The sequence below is a fragment of the Pseudomonas migulae genome, assembly GCF_043225285.1.
In the GTDB taxonomy this organism is placed as follows: domain Bacteria; phylum Pseudomonadota; class Gammaproteobacteria; order Pseudomonadales; family Pseudomonadaceae; genus Aquipseudomonas; species Aquipseudomonas migulae_C.
The window spans coordinates 698,156-720,169 of sequence record NZ_CP171224.1 but is presented as its reverse complement, the minus strand read 5'-3'; the positions used below and the strand labels follow the sequence as shown (position 1 = coordinate 720,169).

The window sequence follows — 22,014 nt, the reverse complement described above, 5'->3', positions numbered from 1 at the left end:
GCCGCCGGCTCACCGAAATTCCAGATCAGAAATCCAGCGTCGCCGACACCTTCAACGTCCGCGGCGTCCCTTGCGTCAGGTACCCGCCATTCGCCGAGGCCCAATACGCCTTGTTCGCCACGTTCTCCAGATTGGCGCGCAAGGTGATTTCCTTGTCATCCAGCTTGAAGGCATACCGCGAACCGACATCAAAACGGTTCCACGCCGGAATGCTCTGAGTGTTGGCGGCGTTCAAATATTGTCCGCCGGTGCGCAACATCCGCGCACTGAGCGCCGCGCCTTCGATCCCCGGCACGTCCCAGTCCGCCCCTACGTTGAGCTGAAAGCGTGGCACGCCAACGGCGCGGTTGCCGTCGTTGACGCCGTTGGTGCTGCCTTCGATCTCGGTCTTCATCACGGTCGCACCGCTCAGCAGACGCAGGCCATCGAAGGGTTCGCCGTAGATGTTCAACTCCACGCCCTTGTTTTGCTGCTGGCCATCGACGCGGAAGATCCCGTTCTGGGTGTAGCTCGCCGGCTGTTCGATGCGATACACGCCGAGACTCGCGCCGTACGTGTCCATGTCCACACGCACACCGGCTTCGATCTGCTTGCTGCGCACCGGGGCGAAAGTTTCGTCGCGGTTGATCGCGGTGGTCGGCGGCGTCGGCCCTTTGGCCAGGCCTTCGATGCGGTTGGCGTAGAACGAAACGTGTTCCCACGGCTTGATCACCAGGCCATAGACCGGGGTGGTGATCGACTCTTCATAACTTGAGGTGCGCGCGCCGGTGGCGGTGTTCCAGCCATCGACGTTCATCGTCTGGCGGCGCACGCCGAGGGTCAGCAAGACGCGATCATCGATGAAGCCCAGGGTGTCGGAAACCGCCGCGCTGCGCAGGGTGTTCTTGCCGACGATGCGCGGATCGGAAATGTCGCTGGCGAACGATGTCGGGCTTGGGCGCGGCTTGTCCGTGACGTCGTAGAGATTGGTGCTGTAGCGCGAGGCGGCGCCGATGGTTTCGAAAGCCGAGCGTTGCTGGCCCCAGATGCCCGCGAGTCCGAGGTTCAACTGATGACTGACCGGCCCGGTGTTCAAATGACCGTTAAGGCCGGCCATCAGGCTTTTGTTGTCTTCGTCGTGCGGCGAATAGAGCATGCCGCCACGGGCGGCGCCGTTGAGGTTGGTGACGGTCAGCGACGAATACACGCCATTCTCGCGCGTGTGTTTGGCACCGCCGGACACGTAGGCGGTCCAGTTGTCGCTGAGGTCGTACTCGGCGCGGGCCATGCCGAAGGTGTCTTCCAGTTGCGAGTAGCTCCAGCTCTGCGCGTAGCCGGCTTTGGCATCCGGCACCTTCGGCGCTTTGCTCAGGGCCGAATCGACGTAAATCACCGAGCGGCCCTGATTGATCACCTGTTTCTGATAGCCCAGGTCGGTCGAAATCCGCAGGCGATCACCTCGATAGTCCAGGCCGACGCTGATCAGCGACGAGCGACGGTCTTCGTCATCGACGGCGGTGGCGCCTTCGCGTTGCAGCAGGTTGACCCGCGCACCAAATCGGTTGTCTTCACCAAAGCGCTGGCCCAGGTCCAGATGCCCACCCACGCGGCCGTCGTCGCTGTAATCGAGGGTAACGCTGCGGGTCGGCACATCGTTGGCGCGTTTCGGTTGCAGGTTGACGCCGCCGCCAATCCCGCTGCCGCTGGGCGTGACGCCATTGATAAAGGCGTTCGGCCCCTTGAACAAATCGACCCGCTCCAGGGCTTCGGTGGCGATGATCTGCCGGGGCAATATCCCGTACAGACCGTTATAGGAAATGTCGTCGGACAGCAGCGGCAAACCACGAATCATGAACACCTGGGAGAAGTTGCCGAAACCGGCGGACTGGCGCACCGAGGAGTCGTTGAGCAACACGTCGCCGACGGTCTGGGCCTGCTGGTCGGCGATGGTCTTGGCGGTGTAGCTGGTGATGCTGAACGGCAGGTCTTTCAAGGCCTGGGTGCCGAGCATGCCGACCTGCGCCACCTTGGCGACCTGGCCGCCGCCGTAGGTGTCAGCGTTGTCGTCGCGCAGGGCGCTGACGTTGGTGGCGCCCAGTTCCAGCGCACCGTCGGCGGTCACTCGCGGTGCCACGGTGTAGCCGTTGCCCCCAGTGCTGATCAGCTCGAAACCGCTGCCTTCAAGCAATTGCGCGAAACCCGCTTGCACGCTGTAGTTGCCCTGCAATCCCGGGCTCTGGCGATTGCCCAGTTGTGCCGGATCGAACGACAGCGGCACGCCGACCGCCACGGCGAATTGCGCCAGGGTGTGGCTGAGCAAGCCCGGGCCGATGTTGACGTTGCGGGTGGCACTTTCGTTGACGCTGTCGGCGGCCTGGCTGGTGGCGGGCAGCAACGCGGAGAAGGCCAGGGCAAGGCCCAGGCTCAAGGCCTTGAGCGGGAAATCGGCGGGGCGGTGCAGCGGCGTTGAAGTCATTCGGCGTTCCTGTCGAGCGCGTGGAAATGAAGAGGTCTATCCACACACCGAACGAAACGCAGAAAGGTATCAGGGGCAGTGAAAATAATTTATGACGCCGTCAGACCCGCGGCTCGACCGACAGCCAGTAACGGGTCAGGCTGCTGATTTTCAGCGGCAGCGTATCGCCGAGCAGGCGCAGGCTGGCGTCGGTATCGCGCAGGGAAAAGGCCCCCGACACACGCAAGCCCGCGACATCGGCATGACAGCGCAACACGCCGGGACGGTAACGGCCCAATTCACCGAGCAATTCGTCCAGGCGCATGTTGCTGGCCAGCAACATGCCTCTGTCCCAGGCCAGGGCACTGGTGTCGAAACTTTCCAGCGGGTCGAACCGGTCGGACCTGAAGCTTTGGCGTTCACCGGCCTTGACGGTGGCGCTTTGCGAAAGCAGCAATGGCGTGACGTCCACCTGGCCTTCGAGCACCGACACCTGGCTACGCGCGCCATGGATCCGCACGCAAAACCGTGCAACCGGCGCACGCACGATGCATTGCGGGGTTTCCACGATAAAGGGTCGTGCCGCGGGATCGCTGGCGGTGCTGATCAACGCTTCGCCATCCAGCAGCATGACGCGTCGCTCATGCGGCTTGAAGGCAATGTTGACCGCGCTTTCGGTGTTGAGCACCACCTCGCTGCCGTCCGGCAACTGCAGGCGTTTCTGCTCGCCAACGGCGGTGCGTTGATCGGCGGTCCATTGCTGCCAGGGCATGTGTTGCGAGGCGAAGGCCAGCGGGCCGGCCATCAGGAACAGACCCACGCGGGTGAGGGTCTGGCGACGGGTCAGGCCTTCCTGGCGTGCCACTCGTTGCAGGGTCTGGATGGCCACGTTGGCTGGTACGCTGCGAAACTCCCCGAGCAGCGCCTCGGCCCGTTGCCAGGCCTGGGCATGCTCGGCGCTGCGATTGCGCCACTGGGCAATGGCTTGATGGTCGGACGAAGTGGCGGTGCCCGAATGCAGCTGCACCAGCCAGTCGGCGGCTTCGCCGAGGATCTGCGGGTTGATCATCGACGAACTCATCAGGCGACACTCAGGCAGGCAATGAACGCGGTACGCATGTGCCGTTTGACGGTGATCAGCGACACCTTCAGGCGCGTGGCGATCTGCGCGTACGTCAGTCCTTCGATCTGCGACAGCATGAAGGTGTCACGGGTGACGGCCGGCAATTCGCGCAGCAGCGCTTCGATGCGCATCAGGGTTTCAAGGATCAGCAGACGGGTTTCCGGCGACGGGACTTCAGCGGCCGGCAGTTGCGCGATGGTTTCCAGGTACGCGCGCTCGATGTCCTGGCGTCGCCAACGGTCGATGACCAGGCCTTTGGCGATGTGCGTCAGCAAGGCACGAGGCTCGCTGCCCAAAGGCTTGACGACTTGCCGGGTCAGCAGCCGCAGGAAGGTATCGTGGGCCAGGTCGGCGGCGTCGCAGCGGTTGCCAAGTTTTCGATGCAGCCATCCCTGAAGCCAACCGTGGTGTTCGCTGTAGAGGGTGTGGATGTGCTGGTTCGAAGTCGGGTCGGCTGACGACATGGCGGACAGATACTCGTTTCGGGCGTCCTGGCCTGAGTGCAATTAAGAATTGATCGCATTCTAGTGGCGAGGACCGAGCGATGGCAATCGGCCTGGCCGACTATTTTCTGCTCTTTGTAGGAGCGAGCCTGCTCGCGATGGTCGTTAACGATGACGCGTGCTGTCTGAATGTTCGCGGCGTTGTTGGGTCCATCGCGAGCAGGCTCGCTCCTACAGGGGAAGGTGTGGGGGTTGTCAGGTGGTCTACCCGACTTCTGAGAGATTGGATATTCCAGCCATCGGCCGGCGGGATTAACTTAGCTCCACCCCCACTTGTTCCTGGAGTTCGACATGAAAGCCCGTACCGATTTCTACACTGCTTCCCCTGACGCACTGAAAGCCATGATCGCCCTGGAAACCGCCGTTTCGAAGCTGCCGCTGGAAAAAAACCTGATCGAACTGGTCAAGCTGCGTGCCTCGCAAATCAACGGCTGCGCGTTCTGCATCGACATGCACACCGCCGATGCCATCAAGGGCGGCGAAACCACCCGTCGCCTGTTCGCCGTGACGGCTTGGCGCGAGGCGCCGTTCTTCACCGATCGCGAACGTGCCGCGCTGCTGTGGACCGAATCCCTGACTCAACTGAGCCTGACCCACGCGCCGGACGAAGATTACGAAGTGGTCGCCGCGCAGTTCAGCCCCAAGGAAATGGTCGACCTGACCGTGGCGATTTCCACCATCAACAGCTGGAATCGCCTGGCCGTAGGTTTCCGCAAAACGCCTCAGGCCTGACAGGCGGGAGCCGTGCCGAGCACAAATCTTGTGGCATCCCCCAATCAACTGTGGGAGCGAGCCTGCTCGCGATAGCGGTAACTCAGTCACATCGATGTTGAATGTGCTGACGCCTTCGCGAGCAGGCTCGCTCCCACAGGGTGGCAACGCTTCAGTTCTGGCCTCAATGCGCATCCGCTGACGGCGCGGCCGGTGGTTGCACCTTGCGCATCAAGGGCACCATCGCCGTGGCGATGACGAAGCAGACCCCGATCATCAGAAACGCGTCGCCGTAGGTCTGGGTCTGCGCTTCACGATACGTCAGCAGCCAGAGCTGATGCAGGCTGGCGGTGACCCCCACGTCACCGCTCTGGCCGAGGGCCGCAAAGTTGTTGCCGACCTGGGACAACCACTGATTCAGCGCCTCGTTGGTGCTGTTGAGGTTTTCCGCCAACCGGGTGAAGTGCAGGTTGGTGCGGTCATTGAGGATCGTTGCACACGCCGCGATGCCAATGGCGCCGCCGAGGTTGCGCATCAGGTTGAACAATCCCGAAGCATGCTTGAGCCGGGCCGGCGCCAGTCCGCCGAGGGTCAGGGTGACCGCGGGCGGCACCGCCAGTTGCTGGGCAATCCCGCGCAGTGCCTGCGGCAGCATCAATTCCTTGCCCCCCCAGTCATGGGTGATCGGGCTGAAATCCCACATCGATAACGCGAACAGCCCCAGGCCGGTCATCATGATCCAGCGCAGATCGATGCGGTTGGCCAGAAAGGCGTACAGCGGAATCGCCATGATCTGGAACACCCCGGTGGAGAAAACCGCCAGACCAATGTCCAGCGCGCCATAGCCACGCACCCGGCCGAGAAACAGTGGCGTCAGGTAAATCGTGGCGAACAGGCCGATCCCGGTGACGAACGAGAAGAAGCAGCCGAGGGCGAAGTTGCGGTCTTTCAGTGCGCGCAAGTCGACGATCGGATTGGCCACGTGCAACGTCCGGCCGATGAACGCCAGGCCGGCCAGGCCGCTGATCCAGGCGGTGGTCAGAATCGTGCGGTCGCTGAACCAGTTCCAGCGCGGGCCTTCTTCGAGGGTGTATTCCAGGCAGCCGAGAAACAGCGCCAGAAACACCATGCTCAGATAGTCCGCACCCTTGAGCAGCGACAGTTCCGGCTGATCGATCTTCACCAGCATCGGCACCGCCACCGCAACGAAAATCCCCGGTACGAGGTTGATGTAGAACAGCCAGTGCCACGAGGAAACGTCGGTGATCCAGCCACCGATCACCGGGCCCAGCGTCGGTGCCAGGGACGCCACCGCACCGATGGTCGCGGCGGCAATCACCCGTTGCTTGCCGGTGAAGAAAAAGAACGCGGTGGTGAACACCAGCGGGATCATCGAACCACCGAGAAACCCTTGCAGGGCGCGAAAGGCGATCATGCTCTGGATGTTCCAGGCCGCGCCGCAAAGCAGGCTGGCCAGGGTAAAACCGACGGCGGAGGCGCAGAACAGCCAGCGGGTCGAGAACACCCGGGACAGCCAGCCGGACAGCGGGATCACGATGATTTCGGCGATCAGGTAGCTGGTCTGCACCCAGGCGGTTTCATCGGTGCCGGCGGAGAGTCCGCCACCGATGTCACGCAGCGAGGCGGACACGATCTGGATATCCAGCAACGCAATGAACATGCCGATGCACATGCTGGCGAAGGCGAAGACCTTGGTCGCCGTCGCCATGTTCGCGGCGTTGAACGGTTGCGCGGGGGCGGTGATGGCGCGGCTCATGGCGCGCTGGCCACGGCTGGGGTTTCAGGCTCCTTGCGCGTATCCACTTCAGCGGTCACGGAAAGGCCCGGGCGCAGATGGCCGAGCACGCCATCGGCCGGATCGAGCAGGATGCGCACCGGCACCCGTTGCACGATCTTGGTGAAGTTACCGGTGGCGTTCTCCGGGGGCAGCACGCTGAATTGCGAACCGCTGGCCGGTGCGAGGCTGTCGAGGTGGCCGTGGAAAACCTGGCCCGAGAGCACGTCGGCATGAATGATCACGCGTTGGCCGGGAATCATATGCGCCAGTTGGTCTTCCTTGAAGTTGGCATCGACCCACAGGCCGCTGGCCGGCACCACTGACAGCTGTTGCGAACCGGCCTGGGCATAGGCGCCGACCCGCGCCCGGCGATTGCCGATTACCCCGTCCATCGGCGCGCGCAACTCGGTATAACCGACGTTGAGTTGCGCCAGGTCACGCTCGGCCCGGGCCTGCATCAACGCGGCACGGGCTTGCTGTTTCTGGGTGGCGATCACGTTCAACTGGCGTTGCGCGGCCAGCAGTTCGGCCTGGGCCTTGGAGCTGAGCGCCTGGGCGGTCTTGAACGTGGCGTCCGCACGCTGGGCGCTTTCCACCGAAACGGCGTTGCTGTTCACCAGTTTTTTGTAGCGCGCGTTGTCGTCCCGGGAGCGGGCGGTTTCGGCGCCGGCGGCATCGATCCCGGCGCGGGCCTGGCCGATCACGGCCTGTTGCAGTTGTTCGGTGGCGTCGAGGTTGGCGAGCAGGGCTTCCTCGGCAGCGACCGCGCCTTCGGCCTTGGCCAGGTTGGCGCGGTAGTCGCGGGAATCGAGGCGGATCAGCACATCGCCGGCCTTCACTTTCTGGTTGTCGGTGACCAGTACTTCTTCGATGTAACCGGCGACTTTCGGCCCGATCACAGTCACGTCGCCACCGATGTAGGCATCGTCGGTTTCCTCAATGAAGCGGCCGGCGGTCCACCAATGGGCGGCATAGAACCCGGCGAAGACCAGGGCGGCGATGGCCAGTGTCAGCAGGATCAGGCGCTTGAGCAGGGGAGGCTTGGGTGGGCTCACCGGGACAGCTAGATCGGATTCGAGGCTGGGCATGCTGGTCATGGAAAGATACCTGTGGGGATCGGCGTTTAATTACGCGCGTAATATGACGCATGTAATATTTGGTAGCAATTGGTTTCTGCTGCCGATCGTCAGGTGGTTCCGCAAGATCCTTGTAGGAGCCGGCTTGCCGGCGATGAGGCCCGGAAGATCACCGGCGAATTCCAGGCCCCCATCGCCGGCAAGCCGGCTCCTACAGGTGTGCGTATTTTATTGGCTGGCGAATTTGGCGTTGGCCACCGCCAGGCCGTCTTTGCCGTCGCGACTATTTACCCCCGTCAGCCACGCTTGCAGCACCGCCGGATTCGCCTTCAACCACGCCTTCGCCGCCGCGCGCGGTTTCTGGTTCTGGTTCAATACCGCATCCATCAACTGGTTCTCCATGGCCAGGGTGAACTCCATGTTCTGCAGCAACTGGCCGACGTTGCTGCATTCCTTCAGGTAATCCTTGCGCACGTTGGTGTAGACCGTGGCCTGGCCATAGTTCGGCCCGAAAAACTCATCGCCGCCGCTGAGGTACTTCATCTTGTTGCGGGTGTTCATCGGGTGCGGCTCCCAGCCGAGGAACACCATCCATTCGTTCTTGCGGGTGGCACGTTTGAGTTGCGAGAGCATGGCCGCTTCGCTGGACTCGACAATCTTGAAGTCCTTCAGACCGAAGGCGTCCTTGTCGATCATGCTCTGGATCAGCCGATTGCCGTCGTTGCCGGGTTCGATGCCGTAGAGCTGGCCGTTGAGCTTGTCCTTGAATTTGGCGATGTCGGCGAAATCGTGCAGCCCGGCGTCATACACATAGTCGGGCACGGCCAGGGTGTACTTGGCGCCGTGCAGGTTGGCGCGCACGGTTTCCACGGTGCCGGCGTCGCGGTACGGCTTGATGTCGTTTTCGGTGGTGGGCATCCAGTTGCCGAGGAACACGTCCAGCTCCTTGCCCGAGGACAAGGCGCGGTAGGTCACAGGAATCGACAGCAGGGTGGTTTTGGTCTTGTAGCCGAGGGATTCCAGCACTTCGCTGGCGACGGCGGTGGTGACGGTGATGTCGGTCCAGCCGACATCGGAAAAGCGCACGGTGGCGCAGGACTCCGGTTCGGCGGCGTGGGCGAGCAACGGCAAACTCAAGGACGCAAGCAAGAGCAAGGCTTTCATGGATCAACTCCTCAAAGGTAAACGTCGGCAGCGGTTTCGGGTGTCGCGATCTTGTTGTTATGGGTGAAGCAAAAACCTGCGTTAACGCGTTGATCCCGTGGCGTCAGCCCGGCTGATCGACACCGAACCAGTTCAGCGCCGCCGGTTCGGTGTTGAGGTAGATGTGCTTGAGCTCGGTGAATTCATCCAGGCCGGCGCGGGACAGTTCGCGGCCGATGCCGCTGGACTTGTAGCCGCCCCACGGCGCCTGCGGGAACGCGGCGTTGTAGTCGTTTATCCACAGGGTGCCGACCCGCAGCCGTTTGGCCATGCGATACGCCTTGCCGATGTCACGGGTCCAGACGCCGGCTGCCAGGCCGTAGGGTGTGTCGTTGGCCAGTTGCAGCGCCTGGGCCTCGCCGCTGAAACGCTCGACGGTGATCACCGGGCCGAAGATTTCCTCCCGGGCGATGCGCATGTCGGCATTGACGTTGCCCAGCAAGGTCGGGCGCAGCCAGAAGCCGCGTTCGAACTGCTCGGGAATCGTGCCGCCCGCCAGCAACGTCGCGCCTTGTTCGACGGCGCCGGCAATCATCGTGAGGATCTGGTCACGCTGGCTGGCGGAAATCAGCGGGCCCATTTGCGTCTGCGGGTCGAGGCCATCGCCCAGGCGAATGTTGAGGATGCGTTGCTGCAAGGCGTCGACGAACCGGTCGTGAATCGCGTCCTCGACCAGCAAGCGCGAACCGGCGGAACAGATTTGCCCGGCATTGAAAAACACCGCATTCAGCGCCTGATCCAGCGCCACCTCGAAGTCGGCATCGGCAAACACGATGTTCGGGTTCTTGCCGCCCAGTTCCAGTGCCACGCGTTTGAAATTGCCGGTGGCCGCGCGCATCACTTTGCCGCCAGCACCGGCGCCACCGGTCAGCGACACCAGGTCCACTTCATGGCTGGCGGCGAGCACTTCACCGACATCGCCCGGGCCGCAGAGCAGGTTGAACACGCCGTCGGGCACGCCTGCTTCCACCAACAGTTCAGTCAGGCGATGCGCGGTCATCGGCGTCAGGCTGCTGGGTTTGAACACCACGGTGTTGCCGGCGGCCAAGGCCGGGGCGATCTTCCACACCGCTTGCAGCAGCGGGTAATTCCACGGCGCGATCAAGGCGCACACGCCCACCGGTTCACGCTGGTTGAAGCTGATCACATGGGCCGGCGCGTGACTGTTGATGCTGGCGCTTTCGCTCTCCAGCAGCGCGGCGTAATAACGAAAGGTCGCGACCACGTTGCCGACATCGCCCAGGCTTTCGCCGAGGGTTTTGCCGGCGTTGAGGGTTTCCAGGCGGGCGAGGTGTTCAGCGTCCTGCTCGATCAGCTGGGCGATCCGTTGCATCAGTTGAGCCCGTTCCGTCACCGCCATGGTCGGCCACGGTCCGCTATCGAACGCTGTACGCGCGGCACTGATCGCCCGTTGCGCATCCACGGGGCCGGCGACGGCGACCTGCGCCAGCACGGCTTCGTTGGACGGGTTGATCACATCGCGGAAAAGCGCCGCGTTTGGCGCCTGCCAGGTGCCATCGATGAACAGTGGAATGTGCAGCATGTGCCTCTCCAGCCAAGTGGGTCGTGGCGCTCACTATGGCGGCGGCAACCTTCGGGCTCTTGATCAAACGCGGCATAACCACGCCGTTTTTCCACGGCTGCCCGGCCGCGAAATAACGGCAACCCGTGTCGCTTCCCGTCAAGTGCGCCCATGGCGGCTCTCTACACTGGCAGGCAACCACCAAACGAGCCGAGAGGGGACGCGATGAGTCAAGCTGTCGAACAACTGAGAATCCGCCTGGCCTGCGCCTTCCGTTGGGCCGCGCGATTGAACCTGCACGAGTCCATCGCCAATCACTTCAGCGTGGCGGTGTCGGGGGACGGCCGGGAGTTTTTGATCAACCCCTACGGCAAGCATTTCTCGACGATCAAGGCCAGTGACCTGCTGCTGGTGAATGCCGATGACCCCGCCAGCCTCGATCGCCCGGACGCACCGGACATCACCGCATGGGCCTTGCACAGCGCCTTGCACCGCAATCAACCGCAGGCGCGTTGCATCCTGCATACGCACTCGAAATACGCGACGGCGCTGGCCTGCCTGGCGGATTCGCGGCTGCCGCCGATCGAGCAAAACGCGATGCGTTTTTTCGAGCGGGTGGTGATCGACGACGGGTTTGACGGCATGGGCCTGGGCGACGAGGCCGAGCGGGTCAGCCATTTGCTGGGGGACAAGCCGATCCTGCTGATGGGCAACCATGGCTTGTTGGTCGCGGCGCCGAGCATCGCCCAGGCGTTCGATGACCTGTACTACTTCGAGCGCGCCTGCGAAACCTACATCACCGCGCTTTCAACCGGTCGCGAATTGCGCATCGCCAGCGATGAAATCGCGCGCAAGACTTGCCGGCAATGGCTCGACTATCCGGGCTTTGCCGACAAGCATTTCAGCGCGTTGATGGGCATTCTCGATCAGGAAGAGCCGGGCTATCGCCTGTGATTCAATCCGCCTCGGCCGGCCGGTGTTCCTTGCGCAGCGGCTGGCGCATCACCGGGGCGGTCCAGACCTGGCTGCGGTCTTCGCTGGGCGGGCAGCCGAAGCGGGCGCGGTAGGTGCGGGAAAAGTGCTCGAGCGAACCAAAGCCTGAACACGCCGCCACTTGCGCCACGCTCAGGCGCGTCTGTTGCAGCAAGCTGTGAGCCTTGGCCAGTCGCAAAGTGATGTAGTACTTGAGCGGCGACAGCCCGGTCTGGTGCTTGAATTGCCGCTCCAGTTGCCGTCGCGACAGCCCGACCTGACCGGCAATTGCCTCGCAGTCCAGCGGTTCTTCCAGGGCTTTTTCCATCAACTGCACGGCGCGGCGGATCTTGCTGCCGTACATCCCGTTGTTGGTCAGGCTGCCGTCGAGCTGATTGTCCGCCGGCGCACGCACCTGGCCCATCAACAAGTGCATGCCGATTTCCCGCGCCAGTTCGCTGTCGACGCTCTGGCCGATCCAGCCGAGCAGCATGTCCAGAGTGGTGGTGGCGCCGGCACAGGTCATGCGCTGGCGTTCCAGCGTATAGAGCTGCGGCTTGGCATGGACCCGTGGATAACTTTCCTGAAAGCCTTGCAGGTTGTCCCAATGCACGGCGGCTTCGTAGCCATCGAGCACGCCGGCCGCCGCGAGCAGCTCGGTGCCGGTTTCCACACCGGCCAACACCGCGCCGAACAGTGCCTGCTTGCGCAGCCAGCTCTTCAGCGCGAGGTTTCGGCTGTGTTTGTGCACGTCAAAACTGGCGATCACCAGGCACACATCGAACCCCTGATCGGCGCGCAGGCCGTCGTTGGCCACGGTGCTCAGGCCGTTGCTGGCCTGCACCGGCTCGCCGTCCAGGGACAACAGCGACCACTGGAACAACGGACGCTGGCTCAGCCAATTGGCAATCGCCAACGGCTCCAGCACCGCCGCCAGACCGAAGTTGGAAAACGACGGCAGCAACAACACCGCCACCCGCAACGGCGCGACATCGCCGCGCCGCCAGGTGAAGTGCGGTTCGAACGGTGCTGCGCTGTCAGACGGTTGATCACTCATGGTTCATCTCTATCGTTGCCGTGTCTGCCACTGCGGGTGAATCCACACCGGCGCATCGCTGGCCGGCAGGGGTTGCAGGCCGCGAATCAGGTCGCTGGCCTTCTCGGCGATCATCACCGTCGGCGCGTTGGTGTTGCCGCTGACGATCACCGGCATGATCGACGCATCCACCACCCGCAAGCTGTCGAGGCCGTGCACCCGCAGCTGCGGATCGACCACCGCTTCAGGGTCGCCCGCCGGTCCCATCTTGCAGGTGCCGCTGGCATGGTAGCCGGTTTCCGTGACCTGCCTGGCCCAGGCATCCAGCGCTTCGTCGCTCTGCGCCTGCGGGCCGGGGACCAGTTCTTCACCCTGGAACGCCGCCATCGCCGGCTGCCCGATGATCTCGCGCACCAGTCGTGCGCCGGCGCGCATGTCGGCTCGATCCTGCTCGGTTTTCAGGTAATTGAACAGGATGCGCGGCGGCTGTCGAGGGTCGGCGCTGTTCAGGGTGACGCTGCCGAGGCTGGTGGGGCGCATCAGGTCGATGTGAATCTGGAAGGCATGACCGGGCACCAGGTCGACGCTGCCGGGTTTGACCGCCAGCGGCATAAAGGTCAGTTGCAGGTTGGGATGCTCGACGCCCGCCCGGGAGCGGATGAACGCGCCCGCCTCGAAATGGTTGCTCGCGGCCAGGCCATCGTGGCTGGCAAACCAGCGCGCGCCGATCCACCACTTGCCCGGCGCGGTGGTCCAGGGATACAGCGACACCGGTTTTTTGCACAGGTATTGCACGACGGTGTCCGGGTGATCATTGAGGCGGCGACCGACGCCGGGCAGGTCATGCTTGACCTCGATACCGAGGTCGCGCAATTCCGCCGCCGGACCGACGCCCGACAGCAACAACAATTGCGGCGAATTGATCGCCCCGGCGGTCAGCAGCACTTCGCGGCGGGCGTGGACGGTCTGGATTTCACCGTTCTGTTCGTATTCGATGCCGATGGCGCGCGGGCCGTCGAACAGGATGCGCCGCGCCAGTGCATCGGTAATCACGCGGACATTGCCCCGGGCCAGCGCTTCGCTCAGGTAACCCCGCGAAGTGCTCCAGCGCCGACCATTGCGCGTGGTGCGATCCACCGGGCCGAACGCTTCCTGACGATAGCCGTTCAGGTCGTGGGTGATGCCATATCCGGCCTCGGCACCCGCCGCCAGAAACGCCGCGCACAACGGTGTTTGCACATCGCCGGGGGTGACGTGCAGATGCCCCGTCGCCCCCCGGTAATCGTCGCCGCCGTCGGCATGGGTTTGGGCTTTTTTGAAGTACGGCAGCACCTCTTGATAACGCCAGCCATCGCAGCCTTGTTCGGCCCAACCGTCGTAATCCCGGGCGTGGCCACGGATATAGACCATGCCGTTGATCGACGACGATCCACCCAGCGTGCGGCCGCGCGGGGTGCCGATCCGGCGGCCGTCCAGGTACGGTTCCGGCTCGGAGGTGTAGCTCCAGTTGTAACGCGTGCCGCCGACCACGATCCCGACGGCGGACGGCATGTCGATGGTCCAGCTCTTGTCTGCGGGCCCGGCCTCCAGCAGCAGGATCCGCACGGCCGGGTCTTCGCCCAGACGGTTGGCCAGCACACAGCCGGCCGAGCCTGCGCCGACAATCAGGTAATCAAACTCAGGGTTGGCCATGGTTCGCGGTGCTCCATCAATTTAAAGGACACAACACAAAACCCCTGTAGGAGCCGGCTTGCTGGCGATAGCGGTGTATCAGTCGACTAAAGTGCTGCCTGACACACCGCTATCGCCAGCAAGCCAGCTCCTACAGGTCTTGTGTGTGTTTTCAGGTGGCGGAACGGCCGTGAATCCCGTTGAACACCAACCGATGGAAGTGATGCACCAGGTGCTCGCTTTCATTGCTGCGCTGGGCGTCGATCATGTAGCGGCCCTGGTCGTAGCCGAGCGAGTGCAGGCCTTTCTGCACCGAGATGTTCAGCGCGATGTCTTCCGGCCCCAGGTCCTCGTTCATCCACTTCATGCAGGATGTGCTGACCTCAGCCGTTTCGGCATTGTTGGAGTAGTAACCGAAGCGCAGCAGCGAGCGTTCGGCGTCCAGCGGAATCATGATGAACGAGCCCAGGAACTCGGAGAACGGGAAGGTATAGAAGGTGTTGTTCGGCCACATGCCGATGTTGAAGAAGCATTCGTCCGGGTTCACGTCGGGCTTGAGCGGCACGCCGTAGGCCTCGGTCACGGTGAGGTTGGCGGGGGCGATGTAGGTCCACCAGTTGTCGCGTTTGGTCAGTTGGTAGCCCTTGAAGTCGATCAATTTGGCCAGGTCGATATGGCACGGCCCGGACAGCTTGAAGTGATAACCCTCGATCGAGTTGTCCATGATCACCTTCCAGTTGGCCGGCACGATCACGTCCTGTTCCTCGATCAGGCGCATGTTCGCCAGGTCCGGGAACACCCGGCGCATTTCTTCGTCGGCACCGGGGAACAGGTCGCGCAGCGACGGCGCATTCGGGTCGAGGTTGAAGTAAATGAAGCCGCCCAGTTCCTCGGTGCGGATCTGCGGAATGTTGAATTGCTGCAATTCGAAGTTCTTCATCTTTTCGCAACGCGGCGCACTGCGCAGGCTGCCGTCCATCTCGTAGCACCACGAGTGATAGGCGCAGCGCACCACGCCACCGGTGGTGCCGCGCCGCTCTTCGAGCAGGCGGTTGCCGCGATGCTGGCAAACGTTGTGGAAGGCGTGGATCTGCCCTTGCCGGTTCTTCGCCACCACCACGCTCTGGTCGAACAGATCCGTGACCACGTACTGCCCCGGCTCGGCGAACTCGCTGACATGCCCGGCCACGTGCCAGGCGTGCATGAAAATGTTGTCGCGCTCGGCCTTGAACAGGGTCTCGTCGTAGAAGTAGCGCGAGGGCAGGGTGAAGGCTTCTTCCGGGTCCTGGTGGTCCCAGCCGTCGATCGAACTGGCGGATTTGCGATTCTGGATAGTGTGCATCGGGACGATCCCCTCGGTGACTGGCGCCGCACGGTACGGCTTGCTGTTGTGGGACCTAATCTAGGGGCGAGCGAGGCGGGCGGATTGACGAAAAGCGACCAGTTGCGTGGTGAAAATATCAAGACGATAAGTGCTTGATGATTGGGCTTTAATTGTTCTGGGTGGAGTCTTAATGACTGCTTGATAGTCATAATGACAATTCAATGAAGTTGTCTTTATGACTTCTTATGGTTTTAAGTTGTTGAAAGTAAACGTTTAAATAATTGGCACGCTTCGTGGAGTGCATAAGGCATCGAAATCGAAGCAGGAAGTTGCCATGTCTCGTTCCATCCCCGTCGGCTTTACCCTCTGCCTGTTGCTCTCGCCTTTATGCATGGCCGATCAAGTGGTCCGCGAGGTGCCCGACACCACCGCCGGCAAAGGCGCCGGTGCCGTGACCGGATTGATGGTCGGTGCCGTGGGCGGTCCCATCGGCGCGCTGATCGGAGCCGGTGCCGGATTCTTTGCCGGCGGATCGGTTCAGCAAGCGGCCGGCCTCACGGAAACCGCCTACGAAGTGAAGGACGCCCAAGGCGACATCAGCACCGTGCGCTCGCCCAACGCGCGCTTCGAACCGGGTCAGCAAGTGACGCGCAAAGGTTCGCGCCTGGTGCCCCAAGAGGGCTGATCGAGCCCCTGTGAACTCCTTTTTAGGATCCGCTCTTGGGTCGGATCCTCTTTTTTCTCGGCACCACTGACCGATTTTTAACGATTAAAAAAACTGGAAATGCCTGAACCGTGGGTGAACCCGATTTGAATTCGCTGCAAAAACTTTCAATCAATCCAGGGGTAACACAATGCAAGCCATCAACGCCAAAGTCTTGAGCGCACTGGAAAACGTCATGGTGATTTCCACCACCGACCTGCAAGGCAACATCACCTATGTCAACGACCTGTTCTGCAAACTGACCGGGTACACCAAGGAGGAACTGCTGGGCCAGCCCCACAGCGTCGTGCGCCATCCTTCGGTGCCAAAAAGCACCTACAAGCACATGTGGGACACCATCAAGAAAGGCGAAATCTGGACCGGCGTGATCCCCAATGTCGGCAAGGGCGGAGGCCTGTACGTGGTCGATACCACGGTGCAGCCGCTGTTCGATGAACAGGGCGCAATCGTCGAATACATCAGCATCCGCCGGGTGATCAACGACCTGATGAGTGACTTCGAAGCATTGGAGTTTTCCAAGGAGCAATTCGACGAACACTACGACAGGTAAACCGCCATGCCAGAGGTCATCGAACGCATCGTGATCGGTTATGGCTCCGAGTCTGGCAATGCCCGCGGGTTGACGCAGCGTCTGCTGCGTCTGCCCTGCGTGCAGCCCTACGAACTGGCCGTGCAGGATCTCAACACACTGAACCTCGAAAAACTCAACCGCCGTGACCTGTTGATCATCGTTTGCAGCTCCTTCGGCGACGGTGATCCGCCGGGCAATGCCGATCGCTTCCTGGATCGACTGAACCAGCATCAGGGCCTGGGCGATCAGCCCTATGCGATCTTCGGGCTCGGCGACACGGCGTACCCGACCTTCTGCGGTTTCAGCAAAAGCCTGGACGCTGCGCTCCTGCAAAAACAGGCGAAACCGTGGATCAACCGGGTGGACGCCGACACTGATTTCGAGGGCTTTTTCGACACCTGGTGCGCCACCCTCGCGGCGGTGCTCAAGGGCGATCGGCGTGCCGGCAGCACGCTGAACCTGCAAGTCACCGCCTATGGCGAAAACGCGGCGTGGCCGGCGCGGGTCATCTCGCGCACGCGGCTCAACGCCACGGCGCCTCACGCCTGGCAGGTGCGCCTCGACATCGAAGGCAGCGGCATCAAGTACCGCGCGGGTGACAACCTCTATGTGCTGGCGCAGAACGATCCGCACTTGCTGGCGCAGATCGGTCAATGGTTTGGCCGCGAAGATGCCGGTGCGTTGCTGGCGAGCAAGGAACTGCGTCAGATGGGTAAAGCGCTGCTGCGTGACATCGCTCGGGTCAGCCAGCACGAGACCCTGAAAACCCTGCTGAAAGTCAGCAACCGCAAGGAGCTGGAGGCCTACCTGTACGGCAAGGACGTGCTCGATGTACTGGCGGATTTCTGTGACCCCGCGCAGTTGAGCCTGGAGGATCTGGCCGAGTGGTTGCCCGACTGTCTGCCGCGGGCGTACTCCATCGCGTCCCATGACAATCCGGGCTACGTCGACCTGTGCATTCGCGAAATCGCCTATGAACTGGCGGATCGCCCGCGCACCGGCACCGCCACCGGGCACCTCGCGGGGAAGTGTGCCGAGGTTCGGGTCTTTGTCCGCAGCAACCCGCGTTTTCACTTGCCGCGTCAGGTCGAACATCCGGTGGTGCTGATCGGCACCGGCACCGGCATTGCACCGTTGATCGCGCTGCTGGAGCAGATCGAGCAGCAAAGCAGCCCCGCGCAAACCTGCCTGATCTTCGGTGACCGTCGGCGTGAGTCGGATTTCCTCTACCGCTCGCGACTGGAGAACTGGCAGTCCACAGGCGTGCTCGATCAGGTGATCACCGCGTTCTCCCGGGATACGCAAACCCGTTACTACGTGCAGGACGCGATGCTCGAACATGGCGCTTACCTGTGGGCACTGCTTGGGCAAGGCGCGCATCTGTACCTGTGTGGCAACAAAACCAACCTCGAACGCGCCATCGACCAGGCACTGCTGAACATCGCCATGACCTTTGGCCAACTCAGCGAAGACGAAGCCCAAACCTTCGTCGCCGACCTGTCCGCCAGCGACCGCGTACACAAAGAACTGTATTGAACTTCCCGTTTTGGCGGGCAGACGAGCCGCAACTCGTCTGCCCGTCTTTTTTTTGCAATCTGGAGGCATCACCCAATTCCCCTGTGGGAGATTCCATGGTGCACCGCGACAGGTGATATTCGGGTTGTGGGTTGTGGGTTGTGGGTTGTGGGTTGTGTACATATCCATTGCTGCGGTAACGGCGGCTATTGGTTTCGCCCTTACGGCGAGTTACTTGGAAAAGCGCCAAGTAACCAAGCGCTCTTGCCCCTTTCGTCCGGTGCCTCGCTAATGCTCGGCATACCCTCGCTCCGGTCCTGCTCCGTGGGCCCGCCGCCATCGGCCATCCATGGCCGGGGGCGGCTAACCCGGCATCCATGCCGGGTTGCCCACTGCGCAGAACCTCCACTCGGCCTCCCCATGGGGCAAGAAGATCAAAAGCAAAAGCAAAAGCAAAAGCAAAAGCAAAAGCAAAAGCAAAAGCCGGCGAGGCGTACGCGATTCCCTGTAGGAGCCGGCTTGCTGGCGATAGCGGTGGGTCAGGCACATATCTATTGGCCGGCCGGACGCTATCGCCAGCAAGCCGGCTCCTACAGGGGGAATGTGCGCATGTTCGAAAGGAGTGGGCGCGACACTGGTGCCATGCCCAACAACAATCCTCTGTAGGAGCGAGCCTGCTCGCGAAAAACGCCAGGGCAACGCGTTTATCCAGATACCCCGCGTTATCGTTGACGACCATCGCCAGCAAGCTGGCTCCTACAGGGAATTGCGGTGCGTGATCAAACGCGCGAAGCGCGCCGGCTTGAAGCCTAGGTCGGCCCGGAGGCCGCCTCGGTTTTGATTTTGATCGCAGGCGCCCCGTTAACCACGCTGGCCGAACGCAGGCATTGCGCAGCGGGGAAACCGGCAAGGATGCCGGTTTAGCCGCGCTGGGCCATGGATGGCCCATCGCGGCGACCCGCGGAGCAATGCCGGAGTGAGGGCACACCGAGCCCAAGCGAGGTGCCGAGTGGTGGGGCAAGAGCGCTTGGTTACTTGGCGCTTTTCCAAGTAACTCGCCGTAAGGGCGAAACCAATAGCCGCCGTTACCGCAGCAACGGATATGTACCCAACCTCCAACCTCCAGCCTCCAACCGACAGCAGCCCACCCCCATTCGGGGTATGGCGCCCCCCGCCAAATCCGCCAATAGTACGTTCACCCGGTCATCCAGAACCGAACTCGCTTGATAAGGTGAATTTGCTATGCGCAAGGCCCTCACGGTGATTTCCAGCCTGTTTCTCGTCCCCCTGATGATCCACGCCCACGCCGCCGACATTGACGAAAGCAAAACCCTGCGGCTGTACAACTGGGCCGATTACATCGGTGAAAAAACCGTGGCCGATTTCGAAAAGGCCACCGGCATCAAAGTGATCTACGACACCTTCGACGCCTACGAAACCGTACAGGCCAAACTGCTGACCGGCCACTCCGGCTACGACCTGGTCGTGCTCAACGCATCACTGGCGCCACCGCTGATCAGCGCCAAAGTGTTCCAGCCACTGGACAAGAAACTGCTGCCCGGCTGGACCAACCTCGACCCGAAAGTCCTGCAGGACCTGCAAGGGTTCGACCCCGGCACCGCCTACTCGGCGCCCTACACCTGGGGCAGCAACGGCATCACCTACAACGTCGACAAAATCAAGGAACGCATGCCGGACGCGCCGATCGGCTCGCTGGCGATGATCTTCGATCCGAAGATCGTCTCGCGCTTTGCCGACTGTGGCGTGACCCTGGTCGACGCGCCCACCGAAGTGATCCCGCTGGCCCTGAAATACCTCGGTCGCGATCCACGAAGCGCCGCGCCGGCAGACCTCAAGGCCGCCCAGGAATTGCTGCTGTCGGTCCGGCCCTACATTCGTAAATTCGACTCGGTCAATTACCTGACCAGCCTGCCCAACGGCGACGTCTGCATGGCCATGACCTGGTCCGGCGACTACGCGACGGCCATGGCCCGGGCGGAGGAGGCCAAGTTGAAGATCAACCTGTCCTACTTCGTACCCAAGGAAGGTTCGTTGATCTGGTTCGACAACATGTACATCCCGGCCGATGCGCCTCACGTCGCCAACGCCCACAAGTTCCTCGAGTACCTGATGCAGCCGCAGGTGATGGCGGACGTGACCGATTACATCCACTACGCCAACAGCAACGCCGCGGCGACGCCGTTGCTCAGTGCCGATGTGCGCAACAACCCGGCGATTTACCCGGACGCGGCCACCCGCGAGCGCCTGTTCCCGCAGAAGACCCAGGACGCCAAGGACATGCGGGCCATCACCCGTGTCTGGAGCACCATCAAAAGCGGCATCTGATGTTTACGTGATTGTCTGTCAATTCGGTTAGAGGTTTATTTATGGCGACGCCAACACGCACTGTCTATTCGCCGGCGGATGAGTCCCGGCTGGTCAAGGCCGACAAGGCTCACCACATGCACGGCTACCACATGTTCGACGAACACGCCGAGCAGGGTTCCCTGAACATCGTTGCCGGTGACGGCGCCTACATCTACGACACCCAGGGCAATCGCTTTCTCGATGCCGTCGGCGGCATGTGGTGCACCAACATCGGCCTGGGGCGCGAGGAAATGGCACTGGCCATCGCCGATCAAGTGCGGCAACTGGCGTATTCCAACCCGTTTTCCGACATGTCCAACAACGTCGCCATCCAGCTTTGCGAAAAGCTCGCGAGCCTCGCGCCGGGGGATCTCGATCACGTGTTCCTGACCACCGGTGGCTCCACCGCGGTGGACACGGCTTATCGCCTGATCCAGTACTACCAGAACTGCCGCGGCAAACCCGAGAAGAAGCACGTCATCGCGCGCTTCAACGCGTATCACGGCTCGACCACGCTGACCATGTCCATCGGCAACAAGGCCGCCGACCGCGTGCCGGAATTCGATTACGCCAACCCGCTGATCCATCACGTTTCCAACCCCAATCCGTACCGAGCACCGGACGGCATGGACGAAACGCAGTTCCTCGAGTTCCTGGTCAAGGAGTTCGAGGACAAGATCCAGTCCATCGGCGCCGACAAGGTCGCCGGTTTCTTCGCCGAGCCGATCATGGGTTCCGGCGGGGTGATCATCCCGCCCAAGGGTTACTTGAAGCGCATGTGGGAAGTCTGCCAGCGCTACGACATCCTGTTTGTCGCCGATGAAGTGGTGACGTCCTTCGGTCGCTTGGGCAAGTTCTTCGCCTCCTACGACCTGTTCGATGTGCAGCCCGACATCATCACCACCGCCAAAGGCCTGACCTCGGCTTATCTGCCGCTGGGCGCCTGCATCTTTTCCGACCGCATCTGGAAGGTCATCGCCGAGCCGGGCAAGGGCCGCTGCTTTACCCACGGTTTCACCTACAGCGGCCATCCGGTGTGCTGCACCGCGGCGCTGAAAAACATCGAAATCATCGAGCGGGAAAACCTGCTGGAGCATGTCGACGTGGTCGGCGCCTATCTGGAGGAGCGCCTGGCAACACTCCGCGATCTGCCGCTGGTGGGCGACGTGCGTTGCCAGAAATTCATGGCCTGCGTGGAATTCGTGGCCGACAAGCGCACCAAGGCGTTGTTTGCCGACGAGATCAACATTGGCGAGATGATTCACTCCCGGGCGCAGGCCCGTGGGTTGCTGGTGCGGCCGATCATGCACCTCAATGTGATGTCGCCGCCGCTGATCCTGACGAGCGCCCAGGTGGATGAAATCGTCGAGACCTTGCGGGTGTGCATCCTTGAGGTCGCGGCGGAGCTTGAGCAGAGCGGCCTGTATGTTGGCCAATGAGTCTGGTCAGCCGACGGTTACGAGG

The 22,014-nt window shown here is 62.2% G+C and carries 17 protein-coding genes; 7 read left to right on the top strand and 10 right to left on the bottom strand.

Features of this window, described 5'->3' with window-relative positions:
- Positions 1-25 precede the first annotated feature (25 nt).
- From ACF6ZU_RS03445 to ACF6ZU_RS03435, 3 genes are all read right to left on the bottom strand, one after another.
- Positions 26-2,455, bottom strand: coding sequence for a TonB-dependent siderophore receptor (locus ACF6ZU_RS03445; protein WP_392890529.1), 2,430 nt, complete (start codon positions 2,453-2,455; stop codon positions 26-28).
- A 100-nt stretch (positions 2,456-2,555) separates the two neighbouring features.
- Positions 2,556-3,515, bottom strand: a complete 960-nt coding sequence (locus ACF6ZU_RS03440) for a FecR domain-containing protein (protein ID WP_392890528.1) — start codon at positions 3,513-3,515, stop codon at positions 2,556-2,558.
- Complete coding sequence (locus ACF6ZU_RS03435) at positions 3,515-4,021, bottom strand: sigma-70 family RNA polymerase sigma factor (protein ID WP_392890527.1); 507 nt, start codon at positions 4,019-4,021, stop codon at positions 3,515-3,517. Before ACF6ZU_RS03435 ends, ACF6ZU_RS03440 begins: the two co-directional genes overlap by 1 nt.
- Before the next feature lie 330 nt (positions 4,022-4,351).
- Here ACF6ZU_RS03435 and ACF6ZU_RS03430 point away from each other — a divergent pair, with 330 nt between their 5' ends.
- Positions 4,352-4,792, top strand: coding sequence for a carboxymuconolactone decarboxylase family protein (locus tag ACF6ZU_RS03430; protein ID WP_392890526.1), 441 nt, complete (start codon positions 4,352-4,354; stop codon positions 4,790-4,792).
- 163 nt (positions 4,793-4,955) lie between these two features.
- On the opposite strand, the gene ACF6ZU_RS03425 is transcribed toward ACF6ZU_RS03430, so the two are convergent.
- The 4 genes from ACF6ZU_RS03425 to ACF6ZU_RS03410 form a co-directional block, all read right to left on the bottom strand.
- Positions 4,956-6,548 (bottom strand): DHA2 family efflux MFS transporter permease subunit, encoded by a 1,593-nt coding sequence (locus tag ACF6ZU_RS03425; RefSeq protein ID WP_392890525.1) that lies wholly within the window; start codon positions 6,546-6,548, stop codon positions 4,956-4,958.
- The gene (locus ACF6ZU_RS03420; RefSeq protein WP_392890524.1) at positions 6,545-7,666 is read right to left on the bottom strand and encodes an HlyD family secretion protein; all 1,122 of its coding nucleotides are present in this window, start codon (positions 7,664-7,666) and stop codon (positions 6,545-6,547) included. The genes ACF6ZU_RS03425 and ACF6ZU_RS03420 overlap by 4 nt, the downstream gene beginning before the upstream one ends.
- A 207-nt stretch (positions 7,667-7,873) precedes the next feature.
- Complete coding sequence (locus ACF6ZU_RS03415; RefSeq protein ID WP_392890523.1) at positions 7,874-8,809, bottom strand: choline ABC transporter substrate-binding protein; 936 nt, start codon at positions 8,807-8,809, stop codon at positions 7,874-7,876.
- 103 nt (positions 8,810-8,912) lie between these two features.
- Positions 8,913-10,391 (bottom strand): aldehyde dehydrogenase family protein, encoded by a 1,479-nt coding sequence (locus ACF6ZU_RS03410; protein WP_392890522.1) that lies wholly within the window; start codon positions 10,389-10,391, stop codon positions 8,913-8,915.
- Positions 10,392-10,595: 204 nt separating this feature from the next.
- On the opposite strand from ACF6ZU_RS03410, the gene ACF6ZU_RS03405 reads away from it, so the two are divergent.
- Positions 10,596-11,324, top strand: coding sequence for a class II aldolase and adducin N-terminal domain-containing protein (locus ACF6ZU_RS03405; RefSeq protein WP_392890521.1), 729 nt, complete (start codon positions 10,596-10,598; stop codon positions 11,322-11,324).
- A 1-nt stretch (position 11,325) separates the two neighbouring features.
- Here ACF6ZU_RS03405 and ACF6ZU_RS03400 read toward each other — a convergent pair whose 3' ends face one another.
- From ACF6ZU_RS03400 to ACF6ZU_RS03390, 3 genes are all read right to left on the bottom strand, one after another.
- Positions 11,326-12,399, bottom strand: a complete 1,074-nt coding sequence (locus ACF6ZU_RS03400) for a GlxA family transcriptional regulator (protein ID WP_392890520.1) — start codon at positions 12,397-12,399, stop codon at positions 11,326-11,328.
- Positions 12,400-12,408: 9 nt separating this feature from the next.
- The gene (locus ACF6ZU_RS03395) at positions 12,409-14,070 is read right to left on the bottom strand and encodes a choline dehydrogenase (RefSeq protein WP_392890519.1); all 1,662 of its coding nucleotides are present in this window, start codon (positions 14,068-14,070) and stop codon (positions 12,409-12,411) included.
- Positions 14,071-14,221: 151 nt separating this feature from the next.
- Positions 14,222-15,391: an aromatic ring-hydroxylating dioxygenase subunit alpha gene (locus ACF6ZU_RS03390; RefSeq protein ID WP_392890518.1), complete on the bottom strand. Its 1,170-nt coding sequence runs from the start codon at positions 15,389-15,391 to the stop codon at positions 14,222-14,224.
- 316 nt (positions 15,392-15,707) lie between these two features.
- On the opposite strand from ACF6ZU_RS03390, the gene ACF6ZU_RS03385 reads away from it, so the two are divergent.
- The 5 genes from ACF6ZU_RS03385 to ACF6ZU_RS03365 all read left to right on the top strand — a co-directional run bounded on the left by ACF6ZU_RS03385 (position 15,708) and on the right by ACF6ZU_RS03365 (position 21,989).
- A complete protein-coding gene (locus ACF6ZU_RS03385; RefSeq protein WP_392890517.1) occupies positions 15,708-16,058 on the top strand; it encodes a hypothetical protein in 351 nt (116 codons plus the stop codon).
- Between the two features lie 169 nt (positions 16,059-16,227).
- Complete coding sequence (locus ACF6ZU_RS03380; protein ID WP_392890516.1) at positions 16,228-16,647, top strand: PAS domain-containing protein; 420 nt, start codon at positions 16,228-16,230, stop codon at positions 16,645-16,647.
- A 6-nt stretch (positions 16,648-16,653) separates the two neighbouring features.
- Positions 16,654-18,204 (top strand): sulfite reductase flavoprotein subunit alpha, encoded by a 1,551-nt coding sequence (locus ACF6ZU_RS03375; protein ID WP_392890515.1) that lies wholly within the window; start codon positions 16,654-16,656, stop codon positions 18,202-18,204.
- 1,221 nt (positions 18,205-19,425) lie between these two features.
- The gene (locus tag ACF6ZU_RS03370) at positions 19,426-20,529 is read left to right on the top strand and encodes a polyamine ABC transporter substrate-binding protein (protein ID WP_392890514.1); all 1,104 of its coding nucleotides are present in this window, start codon (positions 19,426-19,428) and stop codon (positions 20,527-20,529) included.
- A 41-nt stretch (positions 20,530-20,570) separates the two neighbouring features.
- Positions 20,571-21,989, top strand: a complete 1,419-nt coding sequence (locus tag ACF6ZU_RS03365) for an aminotransferase (RefSeq protein WP_392890513.1) — start codon at positions 20,571-20,573, stop codon at positions 21,987-21,989.
- Positions 21,990-22,014: the final 25 nt, after the last annotated feature.